This window comes from Peptacetobacter sp. AB800 (assembly GCF_047807365.1).
GTDB lineage: Bacteria > Bacillota > Clostridia > Peptostreptococcales > Peptostreptococcaceae > Peptacetobacter.
The window spans coordinates 194,410-218,546 of the sequence record NZ_JBLOUI010000001.1 but is presented as its reverse complement, the minus strand read 5'-3'; the positions used below and the strand labels follow the sequence as shown (position 1 = coordinate 218,546).

Here is a 24,137-nt window from a genome sequence, read left to right as displayed (position 1 = left end):
ACTCAAAAGAGCGACATCTTTGATATTCTAATTAATTAAGGTCTTAATCCCATTCCACCTTCAAGAGTTATTGTTTCACCACTCATATATTTGAAGTCTGGTGAAGCTAACTGTACACATACACGTCCGATTTCTTTTTCAGCATCTCCGTAGTGTCCAGCAGGTGGCATCTTAACATTTTCTTTGAATGCCTGTGGATAATCTTTTTCAAAGTTTTCAAGCTGTGCAGTCCAAGCAAGTGGGCAGATTATATTTACATTTATTCCAAACTGACCCCATTCTGTTGCTGCAACTCTAGTTAAACCACGAACACCTTCTTTAGCAGCTGCATAAGCACACTGTCCATAGTTTCCGAATAAGCCAGCTCCAGATGCGAAGTTTATAACGCTTCCCTTAGTTTCTTTTAAGTATGGTAAACAAGCCTGCATATAGTAGAATGTTGCATATAATCCTGAATATATAGCTAAATCAAATTGTTCAGTTGTATGATCTTCTAAAGTAACACCTGAAGCAGAAGCCTGAGCATTATTTACAAGTACGTCTATTCTACCAAAAGCATCTATTGTCTGCTTTATAACTTCATCAACAACAGCTTTATTGTCACCACCAGCACTTACATCAGCTCTAACTGGAAGTACTTTTACTCCGTATAATCTTTCTATTTCTTCTTTAGCGTCTTCTAATTTTTTAGCGTTACGTCCTGTTATTACTATATTTGCTCCTTCTTTAGCAAATGCTGTAACTATTCCATATCCTATAGATCCACATCTTCCATCACGTAATACAGATCTACCTCCACCAGTAACGATTACTGTTTTTCCATTTAAAAATCCCATAATAGTGTTTCCCCTTTCGCATAAACTATAAAAAAAGTTTTAACCTATATATAAAATAATTTTTTTATATTATGGCTTTATAATACAATCTTTTTCATAAAAGTTCAATAGTTTTTTGAAAAGTATTAAATTTCACAATATTATAAATAAACTATAACAAAATAGTATAAATCTAAAAAATTTCATAGGAAAAAATTTAGAAAATAATATTGTATAAGAATGTATTACAGTATTTTTTATGATAGATATATACCCAATAAAATAAAAAGTATTACAAAATATTTAAAATTTATTTTTAAAATATTAAAATATGTGAAAAGTAATTATATTTTGATATAATTAAATTATAAAAATTTAACTAATGAAAGGAATTGAGGATATGAGATTTATCGATTTAAGAAGTGATACAGTTACAATGCCTACAGATAAAATGAGAAAGGCTATGGCAGAAGCAGAAGTTGGTGACTCAATATACAGAGATGACCCTACTTTAAATGAATTAGAAAAAAGAGCTGCTGAAAAAGTTGGAAAAGAAGCTGCTATATTTGTTCCAAGTGGAACATTTGGAAACCAGCTTTGTTTATTCACTCATTGTACAAGAGGACAAGAAATAATAATAGGTAGAGATTATCATATAGTTGTGCATGAAGTTGGAGCACCTGCAGTTATAGCTGGGGTTCAGTTAAGAACTTTAGACACAGGAAAAAAAGGTGAATTAGATCCTAAAGAAGTAGAAAAAGCAATAAGAAGAGATGATATACATGAGCCATCAACAGGGCTTATATGTGTTGAAAATGCTTGTTTAGGTGGAACAGTAGTAAGTGTTGAAAATTTAAGAGCTATAAAAGATGTAGCAGAAAAACACAATTTACCAGTTCACTTAGACGGAGCGAGAATATTCAATGCAGCAGAAGCACTAGGTGTAGATGTAAAAGAAATAACTGCTTGCTGTGATTCAGTTATGTTCTGTTTATCAAAAGGTCTTGGAGCACCAGTTGGATCAATAGTAGCAGGAAGCAAAGAATTTATAGAAAAAGCTAGAAGAAAACAGAAACTAATGGGCGGAGGAATGCGCCAGGTTGGAATACTTGCAGCAGCAGGACTTATAGCTATCGACGAAATGACTCAGAGATTAGATGAAGACCACAGAAACAGTCACTACTTAGCAGACGAGTTAGATAAGATAGATGGAATATCAGTAAATAAAAATACTAATGATATAAGTATGGTTTACTTCACAATGGGTGAAGATGTTATACCAGAAAAAGAATTCGTTCAGAAAATGTACGATAGAGGAATAAAAATAAGTGGAATGGAAAACGGAGAATACAGATTTGTAACTCATGTAAATGTGAGTAGAGAAGATGTAGATACTGTTATAAATACAGTTAAAGAATTAATTTCTAAATAATATATTGAAGATAGGGCTACTACAATTATTTTGTGGTAGTCCTTTTTTACTTAACACAAGTATTCGCCCTCCAGGCTTCAGCGCCCAACACATTTCAATGATGTTGGGCGCTTGCAGAATTGTCGGTGCGAGCTACTTGTGTTTAAGTTTTAAAAGGACTATCTACAAAATAATTATAATATCTTCTTGAATATATTCATTTAGAAAATAATACTTAACTGTATTTATAAGTAAAAATTAAAAAAATATAAAAAAAGAAACTTATTACAAAATAATTGCTAAGAGTCCCTTTTTTATATTCTAAAATTAATTTTTAATCTGTATTTATAACAGTATCTAATATTAATAAGTAAATAAGTAGGAGAAAAATTAATGTGATGTATTTCTAAGAGTTGAAAGAATTTGTGAGAAGGAATGAAATATAATTAATTAGATTTATTAAAAAAATAATAGAATTAATCATATTTAAAACAAAAGTTTAACGTCAATGTAAATAATAATTTGGAAACAATGAAATTTTAGTGTATAATTATATAGTTAAGGAAGACTATTTGAAGCACACATACGGAACTTTCAAGTGTCAATGAAAACTACCACTTAAGTTATACAGAATTTTATGATTCTCAGAAGTAGGTAGTAAAAATACTTTAATAAGGAGTGTAAAAATATGAAATTCTGGAAACTGCATGGTATAGGAAATGATTTTATAGCTATAGATGGAAGAAATGATGGAAAAAGCCCTTCTGAATATTCTTCGTTAGCGTTACAGGTATGTAACAGAAGAATGTCTGTTGGAGCAGATGGACTTTTAGTTGTAAAAAATTCAAATGTAGCAGATATAGAAATGGTTTATTACAATTCCGATGGTTCAAGAGCTGCTATGTGTGGAAATGGACTTAGATGTTTTTGCAGATTTGTCTATGATAACCGTATAGTCAACGAAAAAGAGTTTGATGTAGATACGTTAGCAGGTATAAAGCATGTAACAATAAATACTTCAGACTTAGGAGATGTAATAAATATAAAGGTAGACATGGGAGAAGGTTCATTTAAAACTAGTGACATTCCTATGGCTACAGATAAAGAAAAATTCATCGAGGAAAGAGTACATATATTAGATAGAGATTTTACAATAACATCTATGCTTATGGGAGTACCTCATACTATAGTATTTATAGATGAATTTGATTTAGATATGATAGAAAAATACGGACCAGCTATTGAAAATTGCGATTTATTCCCTGAAAAGACAAATGTAAACTTTGTAAAGGTTAGAGATCAGTACAATATAAATGTCTACACTTGGGAAAGAGGATGTGGATATACATTAGGCTGTGGAACAGGTATGACTGCAGCGGCTATAATTTGCAACTACCTTGGAAAAACAGAAAAGAGCATGAATGTTACATCAAAAGGTGGAACAGTTAAAATTGATATAGGTGATAAAGTATTTATGACAGGACCAGCTGTTAAAATATGTGAAGGATATCTGGAGGTTTAAAAGATGGCAATAAGTATGACAGGCTTCGGAAGAGGCGAATATAAGGATGATAATTATTATTTTTTAGTAGAATGTAGAACTATAAACCATAAATATTCTGATATAAATATAAGACTTCCTAGAAAAATAGCTTTTTTAGAGGATAAAGTTAGAAATTTAGTAAAAGACTATGTAAAAAGAGGTAGAGCTGACGTATTTATAAAATTAGAACTTACTGGTAGTGAAGATGTAAACTTAAAATTCGATGAACAGCTAGCAGATCAGTACTACAATATACTAACTCGGATAAAAGAAAGATACTCTATGGATGACGATATATCTATAATGAATATTGCAAAATTCCCAGATGTTGTTAGAACAGAAGAAAAAGAGGACGATGAAGACCTTCTTTGGAATATGTTAGAACAGGCAGTTAAGGCTTCTATGGAAAAACTTACTGAAATGAGAACTATAGAAGGTAAGAAACTTGCAGAAGATATTAAGATGAGATGCGGATTACTTAGAGAATACATAGATAGAATAGAAGAATACTCTGAAACAGTAGTTGTTGAGTATAAAGAAAAATTAACTTCAAGAATAAAAGAATTCTTAGATAACCCTGAGATAATAGACGAAAACAGAATAGCTATGGAAGTTGCTATATACGCTGATAAGAGCAATATAACAGAAGAAATAGTTAGATTTAAAAGCCATATAGCTCAGTTAAAAACAACAATAGAAAGAAATGATTCTATAGGTAGAAAAATAGACTTCTTAATTCAGGAAATGAACAGAGAAACTAATACTATCGGTTCAAAATCATCAGATTTAGAAATAACAAACACAGTTGTTGAAATCAAGAGCGAATTAGAAAAAATAAGAGAACAGATTCAGAATATAGAATAATTTGGTAAGATTTATTCTATATGAAAATAAATTTAACGGAGGATTTTGAAAATGAATAGAAAAGGGATTCTAACTGTTGTTTCAGGACCTTCAGGTGCAGGAAAAGGTACTATATGTAAGGAGTTATTAAAAAATAACGAAAACATAAAATTATCAGTATCTGCAACAACTAGAGCTCCTAGAGAAGGGGAAAAAGAAGGCGTAAATTACTACTATAAAACACACGAAGAATTTAAGAAAATGATAGAAGAAGGAGATCTTTTTGAATATGCTGAGAGATACGGCAATTTCTACGGAACTCCAAAAGCAGCTATAATGGAAAATCTTGAAAAAGGTCAGGATGTCCTTCTTGAAATAGAAATGATAGGTGCTTTAAATGTTAAAAAAATGTGCCCAGATTCAGTGCTAATATTCGTATTACCACCATCTTTAGAAGAATTAAAGAGAAGATTAGTTGGTAGAGGAACTGAAACTGAAGAACAGATTGAAAAAAGATTCAGCATGGCGTATGAAGAGATACAGACTCTTAAAGAATACGACTATTTCATAATAAATGAAGATGTTGAAACTGCAGCTAAAGATATAGAATCTATAATAGCAGCGGAAAAAAACAAAACAGAAAGATACAAAGAAGCAATACTTAAAGAATTTGAGGAGGAATATAAAAAATGTTAAAACCATCAATAAACGACGTATTAGAAAAAATAGACAACAGATACTATTTAGCTTGGACAGTAGCAAAAAGAGCTAGAGAATTAGTTGACGGAGCTGAACCTTATGTAGAAACAGCTAAAAAAGAAAAACCAGTTATAACTGCTACTAAAGAAGTTGCAGAAGGAAAAATAACTTACAGATTATTAACAGAAGAAGAAATAGCAATAAAAGAAAAATTACATCAGGAAGAACAGAATAGACAGATAGCTGAACAGCAGGAGTAATATTATGGAAAAGAAAACAGTAGTAATCGGAGTTTGTGGCGGAATTGCTGCATATAAAGCTTGTGATATTGTTAGTAAGTTAAAAAAATTAGATTTAAATGTTCATGTAATAATGACTAAATCTGCTTGTGAGTTTGTAGCTCCGATGACTTTCCAGACATTAAGCCAGAATTTTGCTATAACAGATATGTTTGAAGAACCAAAGACTTGGGATGTAGAGCATATATCTCTTGCAAAAAAAGCGGATACTTTCTTAATAGTGCCTGCAACTGCTAATGTAATAGGGAAGATAGCTGGAGGTATAGCAGATGATATGCTTACTACTACAGTTATGGCTACAAAAGCACCAGTTATAATAGCACCTGCTATGAATACAAATATGTACGAAAATCCTATAGTGCAGGATAATATCGAAAAACTAAAAAGATATGGATACAAATTTGTAGAACCAGCTTCTGGTAGACTTGCTTGTGGAGATTTAGGTAGAGGAAAATTAGCTGACGTGGACGATATAGTTCATGAAGTATATGTTTCTCTATTTGGAAGCGATGATTTAAAAGGTATGAAGATAACTGTTACAGCAGGCCCTACAGTTGAAGATATAGACCCAGTAAGATATTTAACTAATAGATCTTCAGGGAAAATGGGTTATTCAATAGCTAAGAGAGCAATTATGAGAGGTGCTGAAGTAACTCTTATATCTGGGCCAACTAGTTTAGAAAGACCTAGAGGAGTACACAAATTTGTACAGACTTCATCTGCAGAAAGTCTTTATAATGCTGTAAATGATAATTTTGAAGATTGCGATGCACTTATACAGAGTGCTGCAGTTGCGGATTATAAACCTAAGAATTATTCAAAGAAAAAGGTTAAAAAGAAAGATGGAGACCTATCAATAGAATTGGCTAGAACTAAGGACGTTGCCAAAGAAATGGGTAAAATAAAAGCGGACAAGGTTTTAGTTGGATTTGCAGCTGAAACAAATGACTTACTTCAGAATGCTCAGAGAAAAATAGAATCTAAAAACTTAGATTTTATTGTTGCAAACGACTTAACTAAAGAAGGTGCTGGATTTAATACAGATACTAATATAGTTAAGATAATAGATGTAGACGGAAATATGCAAGACTATCCAAAGATGAGCAAAGAAGATGTTGCAGACATAATACTTGATAAAGTAAAAGCAATAATAGAAAATCAGTAATAAATTAGAAAATAGAGGAGGTAACTCCTCTATTTTTTAACATAATATTTTAGAAAAAGGAGGGATTTAGTGAATGTATGCAGAGGTTATAGTCAGAAGTAATACGGTTTACACAGACAATCTCTTCACTTATAAAATCCCAGAATTTCTAGAGGATATTGTTAGAATAGGACATAGAGTTTTAGTTCCTTTTGGAAAGGGTAATAAGCCTATAGAGGCATTTGTCTTTAAGATTAAGAATAATTTTGGAGATGAAAAAGGTTTAGAGGAAGAGAATTCAGACAAAAAATTTAAGATAAAAGAGATTGAAGATATTTTAGATGAAGAGCCTTTATTTTTACCTGAGCAGCTAGAGCTAGTTCATTGGATGAAGAATAGATATATTTGTACCTATATGGAATGTATAAATATGATTTATCCAAAGGGACTTAAATTAAAAAATTATAAAGTTGCAGTTTTAAAAAATGATTATTTGGAAAAGTTATCTTCTCTATCTGATGATGAGAGAAAAGTTGCAGTAAAAATTTCGGAAAATAAAGGAAAAATTAAGGTAGAAAAGTTAAAATACTTGGAAAATATTAATAATATATTACACCGAATGAAGAATAAAGGTGTTGTAGATATAAAATGGGAATATACTAACACAAAAAATGAAAAAAATATGTGCTTTGTAAGTCTGAGATATGACGAGGATGATACAGAGGAGTATATTTCTGAGAATAAGATAAGAATTGGAAATAAGCAGCGAGAGATTATAGAGTTCTTAAAATTAAATGAGGAAGCTGAGATAAATGATATTGTTGAGATTTTAAAGGTTTCTAAGCAGAGTATAAATTCATTGAAAGATAGAGGTTTAGTTGATTTTACAATGAAGGCATATTATAGAAAGCCTGAATCCAGATATGGTGCTGAATCAAAGAAAATAGAGCTAAATGAGCAACAGAAAGAGGTTGCTGATATTATAAAAAATGAGATGTTTGAAGAGGACAAAAAGCCGTACATACTTCATGGTGTAACTGGAAGTGGTAAGACAGAGGTATATATGGATATAGTAGAATACGCATTATCTCAAGGATTGGATAGTATAATACTAGTCCCAGAGATTTCACTTACACCTCAGACCGTTGCTAGAATAAAGAATAGATTTGGCGATATAGTAGGAGTTTTCCACAGTCAGCTATCTGAAGGAGAAAAGCACGATGTTTTTAGAGCTGTTAAAAAAGGCGAGATAAGAATACTTATTGGAGCAAGATCAGCACTATTTGCACCGTTTAGAAGCTTGGGAGTTGTAATAATTGACGAATTCCACGAAGCTTCATACAAATCTGAGATGAATCCTAAGTTTAGCGCACTTGAAGTTGCGAGATATATGTCTTTTAAAAACAATGTGACCTTGGTGATGGGTTCAGCAACACCTTCAGTAGAGGAATACTATAAAGCAAAAAACGGAGAATACAAACTATTAAAAATAAATAAAAGAGCAAATTCTAAGCCATTGCCTAAAATAGAGGTTGTGGATATGAAGGCCGAGCTGGGTATGGGTAACAAGAGCATATTCAGTGGAAAGTTAATAGATAAGATAAAGAAAAATACAGAAGAAAAAAATCAGACGATATTATTCTTAAACAGAAGAGGATATGCAAACTTTGTATCTTGTAGAAACTGTGGTTACGTCATGAAATGTGAAAACTGTGATATTTCTCTTACATATCATAAAAGAAGCAACTCTGCTAGATGTCACTACTGTGGATATGAAAAGCAGGTTCCACAGGAGTGTCCAGAATGTGGCAGTAATTATCTAAGACCATTTGGAACTGGAACTCAGAGAATTGAGGAAGAACTAAAGCACTTAATTCCTGGGATTAGAGTGCTAAGAATGGACAAGGATACTACAGCTAGAAAGGGAGCTACTGAGGAAATTTTAGAGAAATTTAGAAATAAGGAAGCTGATGTTTTGATAGGTACTCAGATGATTTCCAAAGGACTAGATTTTTCTGATGTTACACTAGTAGGAATAATTTCTGCGGATATGATGCTAAACTTCCCTGATTTTAAAAGCTTCGAAACAACATTCCAGTTGATTACACAGGTTGCGGGAAGAGCAGGGAGAGCTGATAAAGAAGGAGAAGTTGTGCTCCAAACTTATAACACAGATCACTATGCGATAAAATGTGCAATGGAGTACGATTTTGAGAAGTTTTACGAAAATGAGATTAAAATCAGAGAAACTTTTGAATACCCACCATTTAATAATATGATAAGTGTTGTTATAAGTGGAGAGAATGAAAATTTAGTAGAAAAAAACGCATACTCAATGTACAATTCTTTAAGATATTTATTTAAAGGAAGAGGAATTGAGGATTTGAGTTTTATACTAGGGCCGAATCCTTGTGCTATTTCTAGGATAAATAAAAACTATAGATGGCAGATATTATTTAAGGATGATGGTGTTGAAATTAATCTTTTAAAGGGTATAATTAAATATGTATGCATAACAAAACGAGATGTTGTATTTGACAAGGGAATAAATATTTCTATCTCGGTTAATCCAAACAGCGTACTTTAAAATAAAAAATTAAAATCATTAAAATTTATAAAATAACGGCAGTAAAAGACTGCTATTAGGAGGAAGAAAAATGGCTTTAAGAAGAGTTACAAAAATGGGTGAACCAGTATTAAGAAAAAAATGTAAACCGGTTACAAAATTCGATGAAAAATTAGGACAGTTATTAGATGATATGGCTGATACTATGTACGAAGCAGATGGTGTAGGTCTTGCTGCACCTCAGGTTGGTATGTTAAAAAGAGCGGTTGTTATAGATATCGGTGAAGGGCTTATAGAATTAATAAACCCAGAAATAATAGAAACTGCTGGAGAACAGACAGATATAGAAGGGTGTTTAAGTGTAGATAATATAAACGAACCTGTTACTAGACCATACTTTGTAAAAGTAAAAGCTCAGGACAGACATGGTAAAGAGTTTGAATTAGCTGGAGAAGAATTACTAGCTAGAGCTTTCTGCCACGAGTTAGACCACTTAGACGGAATATTATTCGTTGATAGAGTAGAAAAATAGGAGGGGTGTAAATGAAGATTGTATTTATGGGAACTCCGGATATAGCTGTTCCATGCTTACAGAAATTAATAGACGAAAAGCATGAGATATTAGCTGTAGTTACTCAGCCTGATAAACCAAAGGGCAGAGGTAAAAAACTGGCAATGCCACCAGTAAAAGAACTAGCTGTTGAACACAATATACCTGTTTATCAGCCAATTAGAGCTAGAGATGAAGAATTTGTTCAAACTATAAGAGAAATAAATCCAGATTTAATAGTAGTTGTAGCTTTTGGTCAAATATTACCAAAAGAAATACTAGAAATACCAAAATTTGGATGCGTAAACGTACATGTTTCATTACTTCCAAAATACAGAGGAGCAGCACCTATAAACTGGGTAATAATAAACGGTGAAGAAAAAACTGGTGTTACTACAATGTACATGGATGAAGGATTAGACACTGGAGATATGATACTAACAAGAGAATTTAAGTTAGATGATCAGATAACTGCAGGTGAACTTCACGACATAATGATGGTTGAAGGAGCAGAGGTATTAAAAGAAACTGTTGATTTAATAGCAGAAGGAAAAGCTCCAAGAACTCAGCAGAACCACGCTGAATTTACTTATGCGCCTACAATGGATAAAGAGTTAGGACATGTAGATTTTAGCAAAACTTCAAGAGAAATACACAACCTAGTTAGAGGAGTTAATCCTTGGCCAAGTGCTTATGCTATATACAATGAAGGAAAGATGAAAATCTGGAAAACAGAAGTATTAAACGAAACTAGCAATAAAGAGCCGGGCACTATACTAGGTACAGATAAAATGGGGATAAAAGTAAGTACAGGTGATGGCGTAATTTTAATAAAAGAAATGCAGATGCCAAATAAAAAGAGAATGCCTGTATCTGAATATATAAAAGGTAACAGTATAGAAACTGGAGCTGTTCTTTCATAGGTGATATTATGTCAGATATGAAGAAGTATTCAATAAGTATAGCTATTTTATTTTCTGTGCTACTTGCAATAACTTTGATAGGTGATTTTTTAGTAGCTGGAACACCTAGTTTAATAATATACATAAGTATAGCTCTTATTTCTATAATTGCGATTATATTCTTATTTTCTGCAATTATAACTAAAAAAGTTTTAGATGATAAAAAAGTTAGTCCAAGCTTAATGAAAATCAATTATAGAATTGTAAAATTATTATACCCTATAATTGTAGTTATTTCAGAATTAGCTGGTATGTCTAAGAGTGGAATTAGAAGAGTTTTTATTAAGTTAAATAATAGCTATGTTAGAACTGGAAAATATTCTTTAAAGGGTAAGGATATACTAGTGCTATTACCTCACTGTTTACAGCAGCATACATGTAAATTTAGAGTTACCTCTACAATAGAAAACTGTGCGAGATGTGGACTTTGTAATATAGCAGATCTTGCAAAGTTGGGTGATGATGAAGACGTACACGTATTTATAGCTACAGGGGGGACTTTAGCGAGAAAGGTCATAATAGAAAATAGACCAAAAGCTGTAATTGCAGTTGCTTGTGAGAGAGATTTAACTGAAGGAATTATTGATGTTAAGGGAATTCCAGTACTTGGTGTCTACAATGAAAGACCTAATGGACCTTGCTTTGACACTAGGGTAAATATGGATATGGTAAGAGAAGCTGTATCGTTTTTTAAAGGGGAATAGGAAGGTGATTTTAAAATGATGCCATATTATGGAATGGGTATGTTTTATGACCCAACAATGATGATTTTAATACCTGCGATACTATTTACAATGTACGCACAGTTTAAAGTATCATCAACTACAAATAGATTTTTTAGAATAAAATCTCGTAGTGGATATAATGGACAGCAGACTGCTGAGAGAATTTTAGCAGCAAATGGTATAAGAGATGTTAGAATAGTTCCAATAAGAGGGACTTTAACTGACCATTACGATCCAAGAAGAAAAGTACTTAGATTATCAGAAGAAGTGTACTACGGCACTTCTATAACTTCTGTTGCTGTTGCAGCACATGAATGTGGTCATGCACTACAGCACGCTTATGGATATGCACCACTTACAATAAGAGGGGCAATAGTTCCTGTTGTAAACTTTGCATCTAGCTTATCTTGGATACTTATATTTGTAGGTTTATTCTTCTCTGGAAATAATACTATGCTACAGATTGGGATATTAATGTTCTCTGCAACAGTAATCTTCCAGTTAATAACTCTTCCAGTAGAGTTTAATGCTTCTAGTAGAGCATTAGTTCAGTTACAGGATTTAGGTATTGTGGATAGTGGAGAAGCTAAGGAAAGTAGAAAAGTACTATCTGCAGCTGCTATGACTTATGTTGCTGCGGCATTAACTGCAATACTACAACTTGCAAGACTATTACTAATAGCAAACAATAGAGATGACTAAATAGACTGGCTGTCACAATATTTTGTGGCAGTCTTTTTTTATGCCTTGAATAATTATTTGAATTCCTCTCCAGGCTTCAATGCCCCGCAAAATTATATAAAACCTTAAGTCTGTTGCGGGGTATTTCCAGATTGTCGAGTTCATTTCAAATAATTATTCAAGACAAAAAGAACTGCCAACAAAATATAAGTGCCAGCCAGGCCTAAGGGTAAAAAGATATAAGAAAGTAAAATGTATGAACTTTTTGCAGAATTGTCGATGCAAATTAATTTGTGATTACTCGATAAAAGAGCAATTGAAAAAATTGCAACAGCCAGTGATTTATCTATTTTAAGTATGAAACATTGAGTTTTGAATAAAAAATACTTATAATGAAAGTATATCAATCTAAGAAGGGCGGTTGAGATTATGATTAGTATAGAAAAAATGAAAGAGGCGGAACCGATGTTACTTATAGACGATGACTTCGCTGAGGTACAATCAAGTATAGAAAAAATAGAAATATTAGACGAAAAATAATGGAAAAATAAAAGTTTAGTAAATTAGCAATCTGATAAAGATTGCTTTTTTTGTGTGATATTAAGATATACATTAAATATATAATATGTCGCAGCTTTGCTTTTATCAACTTAAAATTTTGTATCGTAGCACAAATCAACTCGATACGACAATCTACAGACGACACGCAACTTTTAAATGTGTTACATAAAAGGGCGTGTCGTCGAAGCCTGTCTAGAGAGTGATTGTGCTAGGTGCAAAATTTGTTGATGAAAAGAAATTGTGACAGATTTACACTATATAGTGTATAATTAATATTAGATTACTATGCAAGTTTATTGCATTGAGATAGAGAGGTTAATAATATGAACGCAAGAGAGGCGGCATTTAAGATTCTTTGTGATATTGAGATAGAGAAAAATTACTCTAATATGGCAATTAATAAAATTTTTAAGAATGAAAAGATAAACGACAAAGATAAAGGACTTGCGACAGAGCTTGTTTATGGGGTTATAGAGAATAGAAAATACTTAGATTTTATAATAAATAAATTATCAAAGATAAAAGTTAAGAAGATGTCTAGTTTTGTTAAGATAATTCTTAGAATGGGGACATACCAGATTCTTTTCTTAGACAGTATAGAAGATTATGCAGCTGTCAATGAAACAGTTAAGCTGGCTAGCAAATACGATGGAAAGTCTAAGGGATTTGTAAATGCTATTTTAAGAAATGAGATAAGACAGAAGAGAACTATAAAATACATAGACATAGAGGATCCAATCAGAAGATTAGCTGTTAAGTATTCATATCAGCAGTGGATAGTAGAGGATTGGGTTAAAAGCTTTGGTATAGAGTTTGCAGAGGAGCTTCTTGAAGCTTTAAATGAAAGACCAGATTTATATGTTAGAACAAATACTTTAAAAACAGACAGAGATTCTCTTCTAAAAGAATTTGAAAAAGAAGGTATAAAGGCTCATAAGGCATTACTTCCAGAAGAAGCAATAATGGTTGAAAACTTCAAGGGAATAGAAAATTCTAGATTATATAAAGAAGGTCTATTTACTGTTCAGGATATAAGCTCTATGCTTGTGGCTAAGGTCGTAGCTCCTAAAGAAGGGGATATGGTATTAGATGTATGTAGTGCTCCAGGTGGAAAGAGTACTCACATGGCTGAGCTTATGAAAAACACAGGAAAAATAGTATCTAGAGATGTTTTCGAGCATAAGATTAAGGTAATAAAAGCTGCTGCGAAAAGACTAGGTATAAAAAATATAGAAGCTGAAGAATTTGATGCAGCTAATTTAGACGAAAATAGTATAGAAAAATTTGACTGTGTTCTTACAGATGTTCCTTGCTCTGGACTTGGAATAATAAGAAGAAAACCAGAAATAAAATATAAAGCTAAAGAAGAATTGGTAGATTTACCAAAAATTCAAAGTAAAATACTTGAAAATGCATCTAAATATGTTAAAATAAATGGAACTTTAGTATATTCAACTTGTACAGTTCAGGACTGCGAAAATATAGAAGTTGTTGAGAAATTCTTAAAAGAAAATCCAAACTACGAATTAGTTCCAATAGAAGGAATAAATGTGGATCCAGATGAGCAGGAAAAAGGATACATAAAAATATATCCAAATGTTCATGGAATGGATGGATTCTTTATAGCGAAAATGAAAAGAGTTAAATAAACGAGGTAATATTATGGAAAATAAAAAGGCTTTGAAAAATTTTACAGAAGCTGAGATGAAAGAATTTATGAAAGAAATCGGAGAAAAAGCATTTAGAGGAACTCAGGTTTATTCTTGGATTTACAAAGGTGCTAAGACTTTCGACGATATGAAAAACATTCCAAAATCTCTTAGAGAAAAATTGGAAGAAGTTTCTTACATAGGTAATATAGATATAGAATTAAAATTAGAGTCTAAAGATGAAAAGACTAAAAAGTATCTATTTTTACTAAATGATGGAAATATAATAGAAACAGTTATGATGGATTACGACAGCAGAGTTACTGTTTGCGTTTCTAACCAGGTAGGTTGTAGAATGGGATGTAGATTCTGTGCATCTACTATGGATGGACTAGTGAGAAACCTTGAACCATGGGAAATATTAGACCAGATAATGAAAATACAGGAAGACACTGGAAAGAGAGTATCTAACCTAGTTCTTATGGGAAGTGGGGAGCCATTAGACAACTACGATAACACAAAACAGTTCTTAAAAATCGTAAACGATGAAAATGGATTAAATATAGGATACAGACATATAACATTGTCTACATGCGGTATAGTTCCTAAAATTTACGAACTAGCAGATTTAGAAATTCCTATAAACTTAGCGATATCCCTTCATTCTCCATATGACGATAAGAGAAAAGAAATAATGCCTGTTGCTAATAAATACAGCATCAATGAAATATTAGATGCTTGTAGATACTATATTAAAAAGACTAATAGAAGGGTTACATTTGAATATTCATTAATAAAAGGTGTAAACGATGGTAAGAAGGAAGCTGAGGCTTTAGCAGCTCTATTAAAAGGAATGCTTTGCCACGTAAATTTAATACCTATAAATGAAGTTGATGAGAGAGATTTCAAAAAACCTGATAAGGCATTTATATATAAATTCAGAGATTATCTTGAAGAAAGAAATATTCCAGCGACTGTCAGAATTTCTATGGGTTCTGATATAAGTGGAGCTTGTGGACAGTTAAGAAGAAAACACAAGTAATCTGAAAAGGAGGGATTTTATGGAATTTTATTTTGCCTCTGATGTGGGACTGGTTAGAAAAAATAATGAGGATTATTGTAAATGTGAGATTGTTGAAGTAGAGAATGAAGAAATTGGCTTGTTTGCAATAGCTGACGGTATGGGAGGCTATAAAAAAGGAGAGGTAGCCAGCAAGATGGCAGCCGAGAATATTATATTATTTCTAAAAGAAAACTTACTTCAAACTAGCAAAATTAAGATAGAATATATAGACGATATACTAAAACAAGCGTATAATAATGTGAATAGCCTAATTTTTGAAAAAGCCGAAGAAGATGAAAGCTTTTCAGGAATGGGAACTACATTGACAACTGCTATATTGTACAAAAATTATTTGTATGTAGCTAATGTCGGCGATAGTAGAGGATACGTCTACAGTGAAGAAAATGGATTAAAAAGAATAACAAGAGATCATTCATATGTTGAGGGATTGGTTGAAAGCAATGAAATTACAGAAGAAGAAGCTTTAACTCATCCAAATAGAAGTATTATAACTAGAGCAATTGGTCCAGATCCTTTTGTCATAGTTGATATATTTAAACAAAATATCGAAAAAAGTGATATAATACTTTTAGCAACAGATGGTCTTACAGGTTGCATTATCGATTCTAAAATAGAAGAGATAATTAAAGAAAATGAAGATTTTGAAGATATGAGCGATGAATTAATTGATACAGCCAATAATGCTGGAAACGATAATGTTTCCGTAATACTAGTTAGAGTTTAGTTGGGACGGTGATATAACGTGGGAGATACAATTTTAGGAAATAGATATAAAATAGAAAAGAAGATTGGCGAAGGTGGAATGGCCTATGTTTATGAAGCAAAGGATAAATTGCTGAATAGAGTAGTTGCTGTTAAAGTTTTAAGACCTGAGTTTGTAGATGATCAGGAATTCTTAAAGAAATTTAAAAGAGAGGCTGAAGCGGTTGCAAGTCTTTCGCATCCAAATATAGTTAATGTTTACGACGTTGGAGAAGACGGTAAAGTTCATTACATAGTAATGGAATATGTAAACGGTAAAAACTTAAAAGAAATAATACAGGAAGAAGGTACTCTTGATGAGTACACAGCTTTAGACATAACTAAACAGATAGCTATGGCTCTTGGATGTGCTCACAAAAGAGGAATAATACATAGAGATATAAAACCTCACAATATACTTATATCAAACGAAGGTAGAAGTATAGCTAAGGTTGCAGACTTTGGTATAGCTAAGGCTGTTTCAAATTCTACAATGACTAATATAGGTGGGGTAATAGGTTCTGTACATTACTTCTCTCCAGAACAGGCAAAAGGTAAATTTGTTACAAATAATGCCGATTTATATTCATTAGGTATAGTGCTTTATGAAATGCTTACAGGAAAACTACCTTTCAGAGGGGATACGCCTGTGTCTATAGCTCTTCAGCACATAAATGATGATATAGAGTTTACAGAAGAAGAAAAAATAAGAATACCTCAGAGTGTAAGAACTATAATCAAAAAACTTACAGAAAAAAATAGCGCTGATAGATATCAGACTGCTGAGGAACTTATAGAAGATATAGAATACATCGAAAAAAATATAGACTTAGATTTTATAAAAGAATACGATGATTTTGCAACAAAACACATAGATGAAAGAAATCTAAATACAGTTGGAAAACCTAGAATAGCTCCAGCTGCTATAGCAGATATAGACGGCGATGATGCTGGTTATTACGATGATGATGACGAGTACGATGACGATTTATATGACGATGAAGAGGAAGAAGAAGATTACATTCCAAAGAGAAAAAGAAAGAAAAAAGTAATAAAAGAAGAAACTCCTAAGACTAAGAAGAGATTAAAAATAGTTGCGGTTATACTATCATTAATACTTCTAGCACAGGTAGGATTATTCTTCAAACTATTTGGTTCAAGTATATTTGGTGGAGGCGATAATGAATTAATGGCTCCTAATGTAGAAGGTATGCAGGTAACTCAGGCTGAAGCTACACTTGAAGAAATGGGATTAAAATTAGAAATAGCTAGCTATGAATACAGCTATTCGGCAGCTGAAAATGAAATAATTTCTCAGGATCCAGATGCTGGTACTGAATTAAAAGAAGGCGATACAATTACAGTTGTTGTAAGTAAAGGTAATAACAATAAAGAAGAACCTAATGTAATTGGTATGACTTTAAGTCAGGCTCAGAGTATGATTCAGGCAAAAGGATTTGCAGTTGGTAATGTAACTTATGAATTTAGTTCTGCATATAAAGAAGGAACTGTTTTAGAACAGAGTACTTCAAATGGTAAGATATCACTTGTAGTAAGTAAGGGTGAAGATACAGCTAATAAACCAACAGTTCCGACTCCAGAAGATCCAAATGCTAACAATGGTGGTTCTAGCAACAATGGTGGAACAAATAATAACGGTGGTTCTAGCAACAATGGTGGTTCATCAAGTGGAGGAGATCATAACAGCGGTGGTTCATCAGGCGGTGGATCTGATAATAGTGGTGGCTCATCAGGTGGTGGATCTGACAATGGTGGCTCATCAGGAGGAGATTCAGGTGGTTCATCAGGCGGTGGATCTGACAATGGTGGCTCATCAGGAGGAGATTCAGGCGGTTCATCAGGTGGAGAATCTGGTGGCGGAGAATCTGCTGAATAAGAAAATAATAATTTAAGATAAATAAAAAAGTATCCTTTCAATCGGGGGATACTTTTTTTATGATAATTTGGAGGAATATAAAATGAAAAAAACAGCGGTTATAACAGGTGCTTCTAGAGGAATTGGAAGGGCAATAGCTATAGAATTTGCAAGAAATGGATATAATGTATTGGCAAATTATAATAACTCAGAAAAAGAAGCTAAAGAAGTGGAAAAAATGTTAATTGAAGAAGGATGTAGTGTAAAAATTTTTAAGGCAGATGTTTCTAAAAGTCTAGAGGCAGATGCTATGATAGATTATTGTTTAAAAGAGTTTGGAAGATTGGATGTACTTGTAAATAATGCGGGTATAAGCCAGGACAAGTTATTTACGGATATAAGTGATGAAGAATGGGAAAAAATGATGTCTGTAAATGTCACAAGTGTGTTTAACTGCTCAAGAAAAGCACTTCAACATATGATATGGGAAAAAAGTGGAAGTATTATAAATATAACATCTATGTGGGGAGAAACTGGTGGTTCTTGTGAGGTGCACTACTCAGCTTCAAAAGCAGCGATAATCGGTATGACAAAGGCACTAGCTAAGGAAGTAGGCCCTTCTAATATAAGAGTAAATGCAGTATCTCCGGGTGTAATAATGACAGATATGTGCGCATATTATGGAGAGGAAACTTTAAATGAACTAAAAGAGGAAACTCCTTTAATGAGGTTAGGAAAAGCAGAGGATGTTGCAGAAACTGTATATTATTTAGCAGACAAAGCATCATTTATAACTGGTCAGGTTGTAGGAGTTAATGGAGGAATGGTTATATAAATTTGTAAAATGTTACAATTAATTATAAAAAACGTTTTCTGATTTAAAAAAATATGCACATATTGGAAAATACTATTATAAAATTACTTGTAAAACTAGTACACTATTGTTATAATATAGTCAAATGGCAAATTTTTGATAGGCCATTTAAGGGAATAATAAAAATCACAAGTGAGGAGTGAATTTAATGAAAATAGTAGAAGGATACATGCCTTTTAAAGAGTACAAAACATATTATCGTATAGTAGGGGAACCAAATCCAGAAAAAGCTCCTATAATATTACTTCATGGTGGCCCAGGGTCTACACACAACTACTTTGAAGTGTTAGACAAAATGGCTGAAATGGACAATAGACAGATAATAATGTACGACCAGATAGGTTGTGGAGAATCATTCGTTGAAAATAGACCTGACCTATGGACAAAAGAAGTTTGGATAGAAGAATTAATGGCTTTAAGAAAACACTTAGGACTTGATGAAGTTCATATACTTGGACAGTCTTGGGGTGGAATGCAGCTTCTTGAATATATATGCAACTACAAACCAGAAGGTGTTAAAAGTATAATACTATCTAGTACACTTCCAGCATCTTGGATGTGGGGCTTAGAACGGAAAAGATTAATATCTATGCTTCCAGAAGATATGCAGAAAGCTATAGACTACGCAACTGCAAACAATGATTATTCTTCTCCAGAATATCAGGCAGCAGAAGCTGAATACATGAGACGTCACGCTGCAGGTTCTTACGGTGAAGGAGATCCAGAATGCTTAACTAGACCAGTTAAAAAAGGTGCTGAAGCATACGTAGTTGGTTGGGGACCAAATGAATTTACTCCTCTTGGAACATTAAAAACTTACGATGTTACAGAACAGTTAAAAGATATAAAAGAACCAGCTCTAGTTATATCAGGAGGAAACGACTTATGTACTCCATATATAGCTAAATATATGTACGATAGAATACCTAATTCTAAATGGGAATTATTCAGAGATTGTCGTCACATGTGCTTCGTTGAAGACAACGAAAAATACATAAACCTATTAATAGATTGGTTAAATGCAAACGATTAATATATAAAGTTATTAAAAAAGAAAAAATCATATCCTATACCGCTTCAGGCTTCAGCTACGGCGAAGCCTCCGCCTGCAGATTGGCGCTGGTATTAGGATATGATTTTTTTCTTTTTAGTAAGTTATATGTTAATCGTTGATAAAGGGAGAAGTTAGTAAATTGTATTGTTTTAAGTTATTATGGTAATTGATTTTATGAAAGGAATATAAAAAAGAGATTAGTCGATTTTTGATTATTTAGTCGATTAATCTCTTTTGTTTTTATGCTTGTTTTAGTTCTTTGTTTTCTTTTATTTTATTGCAGATATGTACAAATACAAGTGGTAGTACTAGGCATAGTACAGGAGAGATGAAGTAGTCAAATAGTTCTCTTGAGTTTCCTAGTATTCCTGTGTCTGCAAATTGTGTTAGTAGCCATTTTATTAGTAAATGGTGTATCATTATACTCCAAGTGTTGTTTCCTACCAAGTTTATCAGTTCTGGCAGTCTTCTTTTAAATCTTAACGCTAGTCTGCACATAAATTCTGCTAGATACAATGCGTATAATATTCCTAAGATAGAAGTAAATAGGCTTATAAATGTGTGTCCGTTGAAGCTTACAGTCCTAAGTGAGAATGTGCAGTATCCAAATATCCGATAAAATACTGATTTTGTAGCCACGATTGCAACAAATCCTTTTACTGTATATTTTATATGTTCTTCTACAAATTCTTTGTAGAAAAGTCCAATTTGCATAAATTGAAGTCCCCATGCAGTTCTAAGCATAGCATGGAATAATGCTACATCTTGATTTTGTACAGGATACATGTTTGCAAAGTGAGCTGCAAATAATCCAACTACACAAAGGAAGATTGTAAACATACTTTCATCGAGTAATTTCTTTTCTTCTCCAGATTTAAATGACTTCACAAATAAAGAGAAGAATTTTCTTGTAAGTGGAAAGACAATCCGCACAGTGAATAAGAATGGAACAAACCATCCAGGGCCATTAAAGTAAAATTGGAATCCTCCTAAAAATGGCTCGATAAAAATGCTGTGCAGATTAAAGTGTATTTCCCTTTCTAAAAGTCCAAGTCCAACCAATACTAGAGTAAGGAAGAGGTAAAATAAATTTGTCTTGTAGTACTTAGTTATATTCTTAAATCTCTTTTTAACTAATGTAAAATAGTCGCTCTCGTATATTCTTTTGTAAAAATACCCCGAAGCAAATATAAATAATGGTATATGGTACGAGTATTCTGGGAAAAGTTCCCTGCTTGAAGTTATCGGTATTCCTATCAAATTAAATAAATTTTCATCTAAATGGCAGCTTACAACGACAATTATGCCGAGAGCTTTAAAAGCTGTCATCCTCAAATTTTTTTCTTTCATATTAAACAATCACCCTTTTTCCTATTAAATAATTATCAATTTTATTTTAAATAATCAATCTTTTCAAAAATCTTAAAATCAAACAATTCTTATTATATCATATTCTAAAAATATTATAATAACTAAAGCTTTATTGGTGCTTAAATTATAAATAAAAATTTACTAGATTATTTTTTAAAAATTATTTTCATACATTAGCATACTTTTTAGAAAATTAAAGAATAAAAAATAGAAGTATTTAAAGAATAAAAATTAGAATTATGATAAAATAGAAAGAGTAAGAACTTATATAAAAAGGAGCGATGTAATGCTAAAGGGAAAAATAATTAAAGGTCTTAGCGGATTTTACTATGTAGATACAGAAAACGGTTTATATGAATGCAAGGCTAGAGGAATTTTTAGAAAGCAAAAAATCACACCTCTTGTTGGAGATAATGTTGAGATAAGCATAGTAGATGAGGAAAATAAAAAAGGTGTTGTCGAAACAATTGAGGAAAGAGAAACTGAGCTTGTTAGACCACCTATTGCAAATGTAGACAAGGCTCTAATTGTGTTTGCCGTTAAAGATCCAAAACCTAATTTATCTCTTTTAGATAGATTTATTGTCCATGCCGAAAGAGAAAATCTTGAGATAGTGATTATATTTACTAAGATGGATTTAGACGATGGCTCACTAGATGAATTGGTTGAAATATATGAAAAAGCTGGATACAAGGTTATACCTGTCAGCAGCGAAAAACATATAAACATAGACAAAGTAAAAGAAGAATTAAAAGGAAATACTGTTGTGTTTGCTGGTCCTTCAGGCGTTGGTAAATCTAGTTTACTAAACCAGATAGATGAAAGTTTCCAGTTAAAAACAGGAACAGTAAGTGAAAAAATTGGTAGAGGTAGACACACTACTAGACATGCAGAGCTATTAAAACTAGAATGTGGAGGAATTGTAGCAGATACTCCAGGATTTAGCTCACTTGAATTAGATGGAATTGATGAAATGGAATTAAAAGAGTATTTCATTGAATTCGATAAATATGACGAATGCAAATTTGGCTCTAAATGTGTACACGAAAATGAGCCAGCTTGCGACGTAAAAGAGGCTGTAGAAAATGGGGAGATATCAAGACAGAGATATGAAAGTTATCTACAGTTATTAAACGAAATAAGACAGAAAAACAGTAGGAGGTATTAGGTTATGGTTAAATTAGCGCCATCAATATTATCAGCAGATTTTGCTAGATTACTAGAAGACGTAAAGAAAGTTGAAAAAGCAGGATGTGAGTATCTTCACATAGATGTTATGGACGGTCATTTTGTACCAAATATAACTCTTGGACCTGGAATAGTTAAAAGTTTAAGAAAAGACGTAAATATGGTATTTGACGCTCATCTTATGATAGAAAATCCAGATAACTACATAGAAGAATTCGTAAAAGCAGGATGTGATATAATAACAGTTCACGTTGAAGCTTGTACTCATCTTCACAGAACTATACAGAACATAAAATCTCATGGTATAAAAGCAGGGGTTGTTTTAAATCCAGCTACATCTTTAGATACTATAAAATACGTTCTTGATGACGTTGATATGGTTCTTTTAATGTCTGTTAACCCAGGATTCGGCGGACAGTCATACATACCATGTGTAACTGAAAAAATAAGAGAACTTAGAAAAATGATAGACGAAAGAGGTCTAAATGTTGAAATAGAAGTTGATGGTGGAGTTAAACCATCTAACATAAAAGAAGTAGTAGAAGCTGGGGCAGATGTTTGTGTTGCTGGTTCTGCTATATTCGGTAAAGATGATATAGATGCAGCTGTTAAAGATCTTAGAGAAAGCGCAAAATAGTCAGTATTTGAGATAAATAGTTAGTGTCTTAAAATAAAACTAGAAACAGAGTGAGAAAGATTTGAAAACTTGTATATTTTTAAATGGTTCTATTTACGATTATGAAGATATAAAAAGTAAGATAGAATCAGAGAATTACGATAATATAATTTGTGCGGATGGTGGTGCAAATCACGTCTATAAAATGGGGATGACTCCGGGATATATTATAGGTGATTTGGATTCAGTTAATCCGAAAATTGTAGAATACTATAAAGAAAAGGGTGTGGAATTTAAGAAATTCCCAGAGAAGAAAAATGAAACGGATTCAGAGCTTTGTATTATATTAGCTGATATGCTTGGTTCTAAGGAAGTTGATTTGTATGCAGCTCTTGGAGGAAGAATAGACCACACTTTAGCAAATGTGAAGTTATTAGATTATATGAGAAGAAAAGGTATGACTCCGAGGATTATAACTGAGGATGAGATACTTTATCTTGTTCATAATGGTAGTTTAAATGTTAAGGGTAATAAGGGAGATACTTTATCTGTTATTCCTATTAGAGGAGATGCAGTAGGGATTAGCCTTTACAATTTAGAGTACCCACTTGATAATTTTACTATGGACTATGCTCAGCCTAGAGGAATATCTAATGTGATGCTTGGAGATGAGTGCACAGTAGAGATAAAAAATGGCTCAGCAATTGTTGTTAGAAATTTAAAAGAAGTATAAATATAGAAAAAAGAGGGAATAGCCAAAGTGCTCCAGGCTTCAGCGACACGCCCATTTTTGTAACACATTTATGTGTTGCGTGTCGCTTGCAGATTGTCGCGTTTTTGGCTATATCCCTCTTCTTTTTTACGTTTATAAACTGGTTTAAATTT

22 protein-coding genes are annotated in these 24,137 nt (G+C 32.4%); 20 read left to right on the top strand and 2 right to left on the bottom strand.

The genetic code is table 11. The features are described from left to right. Positions 1-35: 35 nt before the first annotated feature. Positions 36-836, bottom strand: a complete 801-nt coding sequence (locus ACK2WN_RS01035) for an SDR family NAD(P)-dependent oxidoreductase (RefSeq protein ID WP_416154563.1) — start codon at positions 834-836, stop codon at positions 36-38. Between the two features lie 379 nt (positions 837-1,215). Here ACK2WN_RS01035 and ltaE point away from each other — a divergent pair, with 379 nt between their 5' ends. The 17 genes from ltaE to pepI all read left to right on the top strand — a co-directional run bounded on the left by ltaE (position 1,216) and on the right by pepI (position 20,056). Next, a complete protein-coding gene (gene ltaE / locus ACK2WN_RS01030; protein ID WP_416154562.1) occupies positions 1,216-2,247 on the top strand; it encodes a low-specificity L-threonine aldolase in 1,032 nt (343 codons plus the stop codon). Between the two features lie 667 nt (positions 2,248-2,914). Continuing rightward, positions 2,915-3,748: a diaminopimelate epimerase gene (gene dapF, locus ACK2WN_RS01025; protein WP_416154561.1), complete on the top strand. Its 834-nt coding sequence runs from the start codon at positions 2,915-2,917 to the stop codon at positions 3,746-3,748. 3 nt (positions 3,749-3,751) lie between these two features. Beyond that, entirely contained in the window at positions 3,752-4,633 is an 882-nt protein-coding gene (locus tag ACK2WN_RS01020; protein WP_416154560.1) for a YicC/YloC family endoribonuclease, read from the top strand. A 51-nt stretch (positions 4,634-4,684) separates the two neighbouring features. Further along, entirely contained in the window at positions 4,685-5,308 is a 624-nt protein-coding gene (gene gmk, locus ACK2WN_RS01015; RefSeq protein WP_006440003.1) for a guanylate kinase, read from the top strand. Further along, the gene (gene rpoZ, locus ACK2WN_RS01010) at positions 5,302-5,571 is read left to right on the top strand and encodes a DNA-directed RNA polymerase subunit omega (RefSeq protein ID WP_300529788.1); all 270 of its coding nucleotides are present in this window, start codon (positions 5,302-5,304) and stop codon (positions 5,569-5,571) included. The genes gmk and rpoZ overlap by 7 nt, the downstream gene beginning before the upstream one ends. Before the next feature lies 1 nt (position 5,572). Beyond that, positions 5,573-6,775, top strand: a complete 1,203-nt coding sequence (gene coaBC, locus ACK2WN_RS01005) for a bifunctional phosphopantothenoylcysteine decarboxylase/phosphopantothenate--cysteine ligase CoaBC (RefSeq protein WP_300529801.1) — start codon at positions 5,573-5,575, stop codon at positions 6,773-6,775. Between the two features lie 73 nt (positions 6,776-6,848). Beyond that, positions 6,849-9,341 (top strand): primosomal protein N', encoded by a 2,493-nt coding sequence (priA, locus tag ACK2WN_RS01000; RefSeq protein WP_416154559.1) that lies wholly within the window; start codon positions 6,849-6,851, stop codon positions 9,339-9,341. 70 nt (positions 9,342-9,411) lie between these two features. Next, positions 9,412-9,852 (top strand): peptide deformylase, encoded by a 441-nt coding sequence (gene def / locus ACK2WN_RS00995; RefSeq protein WP_329982358.1) that lies wholly within the window; start codon positions 9,412-9,414, stop codon positions 9,850-9,852. Positions 9,853-9,863: 11 nt separating this feature from the next. Further along, on the top strand, positions 9,864-10,793 hold the full coding sequence (gene fmt, locus ACK2WN_RS00990) for a methionyl-tRNA formyltransferase (protein WP_416154558.1): 930 nt from the start codon (positions 9,864-9,866) through the stop codon (positions 10,791-10,793). An 8-nt stretch (positions 10,794-10,801) separates the two neighbouring features. Continuing rightward, positions 10,802-11,536 carry a DUF116 domain-containing protein gene (locus ACK2WN_RS00985; protein WP_416154557.1) on the top strand — a complete coding sequence of 245 codons (735 nt, stop codon included), beginning with the start codon at positions 10,802-10,804 and terminating at the stop codon, positions 11,534-11,536. Positions 11,537-11,551: 15 nt separating this feature from the next. Beyond that, a complete protein-coding gene (locus tag ACK2WN_RS00980) occupies positions 11,552-12,259 on the top strand; it encodes a zinc metallopeptidase (protein WP_416154556.1) in 708 nt (235 codons plus the stop codon). Positions 12,260-13,122: 863 nt separating this feature from the next. Then, positions 13,123-14,448, top strand: a complete 1,326-nt coding sequence (rsmB, locus tag ACK2WN_RS00975; protein WP_416154555.1) for a 16S rRNA (cytosine(967)-C(5))-methyltransferase RsmB — start codon at positions 13,123-13,125, stop codon at positions 14,446-14,448. Positions 14,449-14,461: 13 nt separating this feature from the next. Continuing rightward, entirely contained in the window at positions 14,462-15,490 is a 1,029-nt protein-coding gene (gene rlmN / locus ACK2WN_RS00970) for a 23S rRNA (adenine(2503)-C(2))-methyltransferase RlmN (protein WP_416154554.1), read from the top strand. Between the two features lie 19 nt (positions 15,491-15,509). Continuing rightward, on the top strand, positions 15,510-16,256 hold the full coding sequence (locus tag ACK2WN_RS00965) for a Stp1/IreP family PP2C-type Ser/Thr phosphatase (protein WP_118548297.1): 747 nt from the start codon (positions 15,510-15,512) through the stop codon (positions 16,254-16,256). An 18-nt stretch (positions 16,257-16,274) separates the two neighbouring features. Next, entirely contained in the window at positions 16,275-18,170 is a 1,896-nt protein-coding gene (gene pknB / locus ACK2WN_RS00960) for a Stk1 family PASTA domain-containing Ser/Thr kinase (RefSeq protein ID WP_416154553.1), read from the top strand. Between the two features lie 82 nt (positions 18,171-18,252). Continuing rightward, on the top strand, positions 18,253-18,984 hold the full coding sequence (gene ymfI / locus ACK2WN_RS00955) for an elongation factor P 5-aminopentanone reductase (RefSeq protein WP_416154552.1): 732 nt from the start codon (positions 18,253-18,255) through the stop codon (positions 18,982-18,984). A 187-nt stretch (positions 18,985-19,171) separates the two neighbouring features. Then, positions 19,172-20,056 carry a proline iminopeptidase gene (gene pepI / locus ACK2WN_RS00950; RefSeq protein WP_300529769.1) on the top strand — a complete coding sequence of 295 codons (885 nt, stop codon included), beginning with the start codon at positions 19,172-19,174 and terminating at the stop codon, positions 20,054-20,056. Between the two features lie 261 nt (positions 20,057-20,317). On the opposite strand, the gene ACK2WN_RS00945 is transcribed toward pepI, so the two are convergent. After that, complete coding sequence (locus ACK2WN_RS00945) at positions 20,318-21,427, bottom strand: acyltransferase family protein (RefSeq protein ID WP_300531033.1); 1,110 nt, start codon at positions 21,425-21,427, stop codon at positions 20,318-20,320. Positions 21,428-21,734: 307 nt separating this feature from the next. Here ACK2WN_RS00945 and rsgA point away from each other — a divergent pair, with 307 nt between their 5' ends. From rsgA to ACK2WN_RS00930, 3 genes are all read left to right on the top strand, one after another. Then, entirely contained in the window at positions 21,735-22,616 is an 882-nt protein-coding gene (rsgA, locus tag ACK2WN_RS00940) for a ribosome small subunit-dependent GTPase A (protein WP_300531036.1), read from the top strand. A 3-nt stretch (positions 22,617-22,619) separates the two neighbouring features. Next, positions 22,620-23,273 carry a ribulose-phosphate 3-epimerase gene (gene rpe / locus ACK2WN_RS00935; protein WP_270839929.1) on the top strand — a complete coding sequence of 218 codons (654 nt, stop codon included), beginning with the start codon at positions 22,620-22,622 and terminating at the stop codon, positions 23,271-23,273. A 61-nt stretch (positions 23,274-23,334) separates the two neighbouring features. Beyond that, on the top strand, positions 23,335-23,985 hold the full coding sequence (locus ACK2WN_RS00930) for a thiamine diphosphokinase (protein ID WP_300531040.1): 651 nt from the start codon (positions 23,335-23,337) through the stop codon (positions 23,983-23,985). Positions 23,986-24,137: the final 152 nt, after the last annotated feature.

Excerpts from the sequence above, each read along its gene's own strand:
- ymfI (WP_416154552.1), top strand. The coding sequence starts at position 18,253 with ATGAAAAAAACAGCGGTTATAACAGGTGCTTCTAGAGGAATTGGAAGG.
- rpe (WP_270839929.1), top strand. The coding sequence starts at position 22,620 with ATGGTTAAATTAGCGCCATCAATATTATCAGCAGATTTTGCTAGATTA.
- ACK2WN_RS01035 (WP_416154563.1), bottom strand. The coding sequence starts at position 836 with ATGGGATTTTTAAATGGAAAAACAGTAATCGTTACTGGTGGAGGTAGA.
- ACK2WN_RS00965 (WP_118548297.1), top strand. The coding sequence starts at position 15,510 with ATGGAATTTTATTTTGCCTCTGATGTGGGACTGGTTAGAAAAAATAAT.
- def (WP_329982358.1), top strand. The coding sequence starts at position 9,412 with ATGGCTTTAAGAAGAGTTACAAAAATGGGTGAACCAGTATTAAGAAAA.
- pepI (WP_300529769.1), top strand. The coding sequence starts at position 19,172 with ATGAAAATAGTAGAAGGATACATGCCTTTTAAAGAGTACAAAACATAT.
- rpoZ (WP_300529788.1), top strand. The coding sequence starts at position 5,302 with ATGTTAAAACCATCAATAAACGACGTATTAGAAAAAATAGACAACAGA.
- ACK2WN_RS00945 (WP_300531033.1), bottom strand. The coding sequence starts at position 21,427 with ATGAAAGAAAAAAATTTGAGGATGACAGCTTTTAAAGCTCTCGGCATA.
- rsgA (WP_300531036.1), top strand. The coding sequence starts at position 21,735 with ATGCTAAAGGGAAAAATAATTAAAGGTCTTAGCGGATTTTACTATGTA.
- ltaE (WP_416154562.1), top strand. The coding sequence starts at position 1,216 with ATGAGATTTATCGATTTAAGAAGTGATACAGTTACAATGCCTACAGAT.
- fmt (WP_416154558.1), top strand. The coding sequence starts at position 9,864 with ATGAAGATTGTATTTATGGGAACTCCGGATATAGCTGTTCCATGCTTA.
- priA (WP_416154559.1), top strand. The coding sequence starts at position 6,849 with ATGTATGCAGAGGTTATAGTCAGAAGTAATACGGTTTACACAGACAAT.
- gmk (WP_006440003.1), top strand. The coding sequence starts at position 4,685 with ATGAATAGAAAAGGGATTCTAACTGTTGTTTCAGGACCTTCAGGTGCA.
- rlmN (WP_416154554.1), top strand. The coding sequence starts at position 14,462 with ATGGAAAATAAAAAGGCTTTGAAAAATTTTACAGAAGCTGAGATGAAA.
- ACK2WN_RS00985 (WP_416154557.1), top strand. The coding sequence starts at position 10,802 with ATGTCAGATATGAAGAAGTATTCAATAAGTATAGCTATTTTATTTTCT.
- rsmB (WP_416154555.1), top strand. The coding sequence starts at position 13,123 with ATGAACGCAAGAGAGGCGGCATTTAAGATTCTTTGTGATATTGAGATA.
- ACK2WN_RS01020 (WP_416154560.1), top strand. The coding sequence starts at position 3,752 with ATGGCAATAAGTATGACAGGCTTCGGAAGAGGCGAATATAAGGATGAT.
- dapF (WP_416154561.1), top strand. The coding sequence starts at position 2,915 with ATGAAATTCTGGAAACTGCATGGTATAGGAAATGATTTTATAGCTATA.
- ACK2WN_RS00980 (WP_416154556.1), top strand. The coding sequence starts at position 11,552 with ATGATGCCATATTATGGAATGGGTATGTTTTATGACCCAACAATGATG.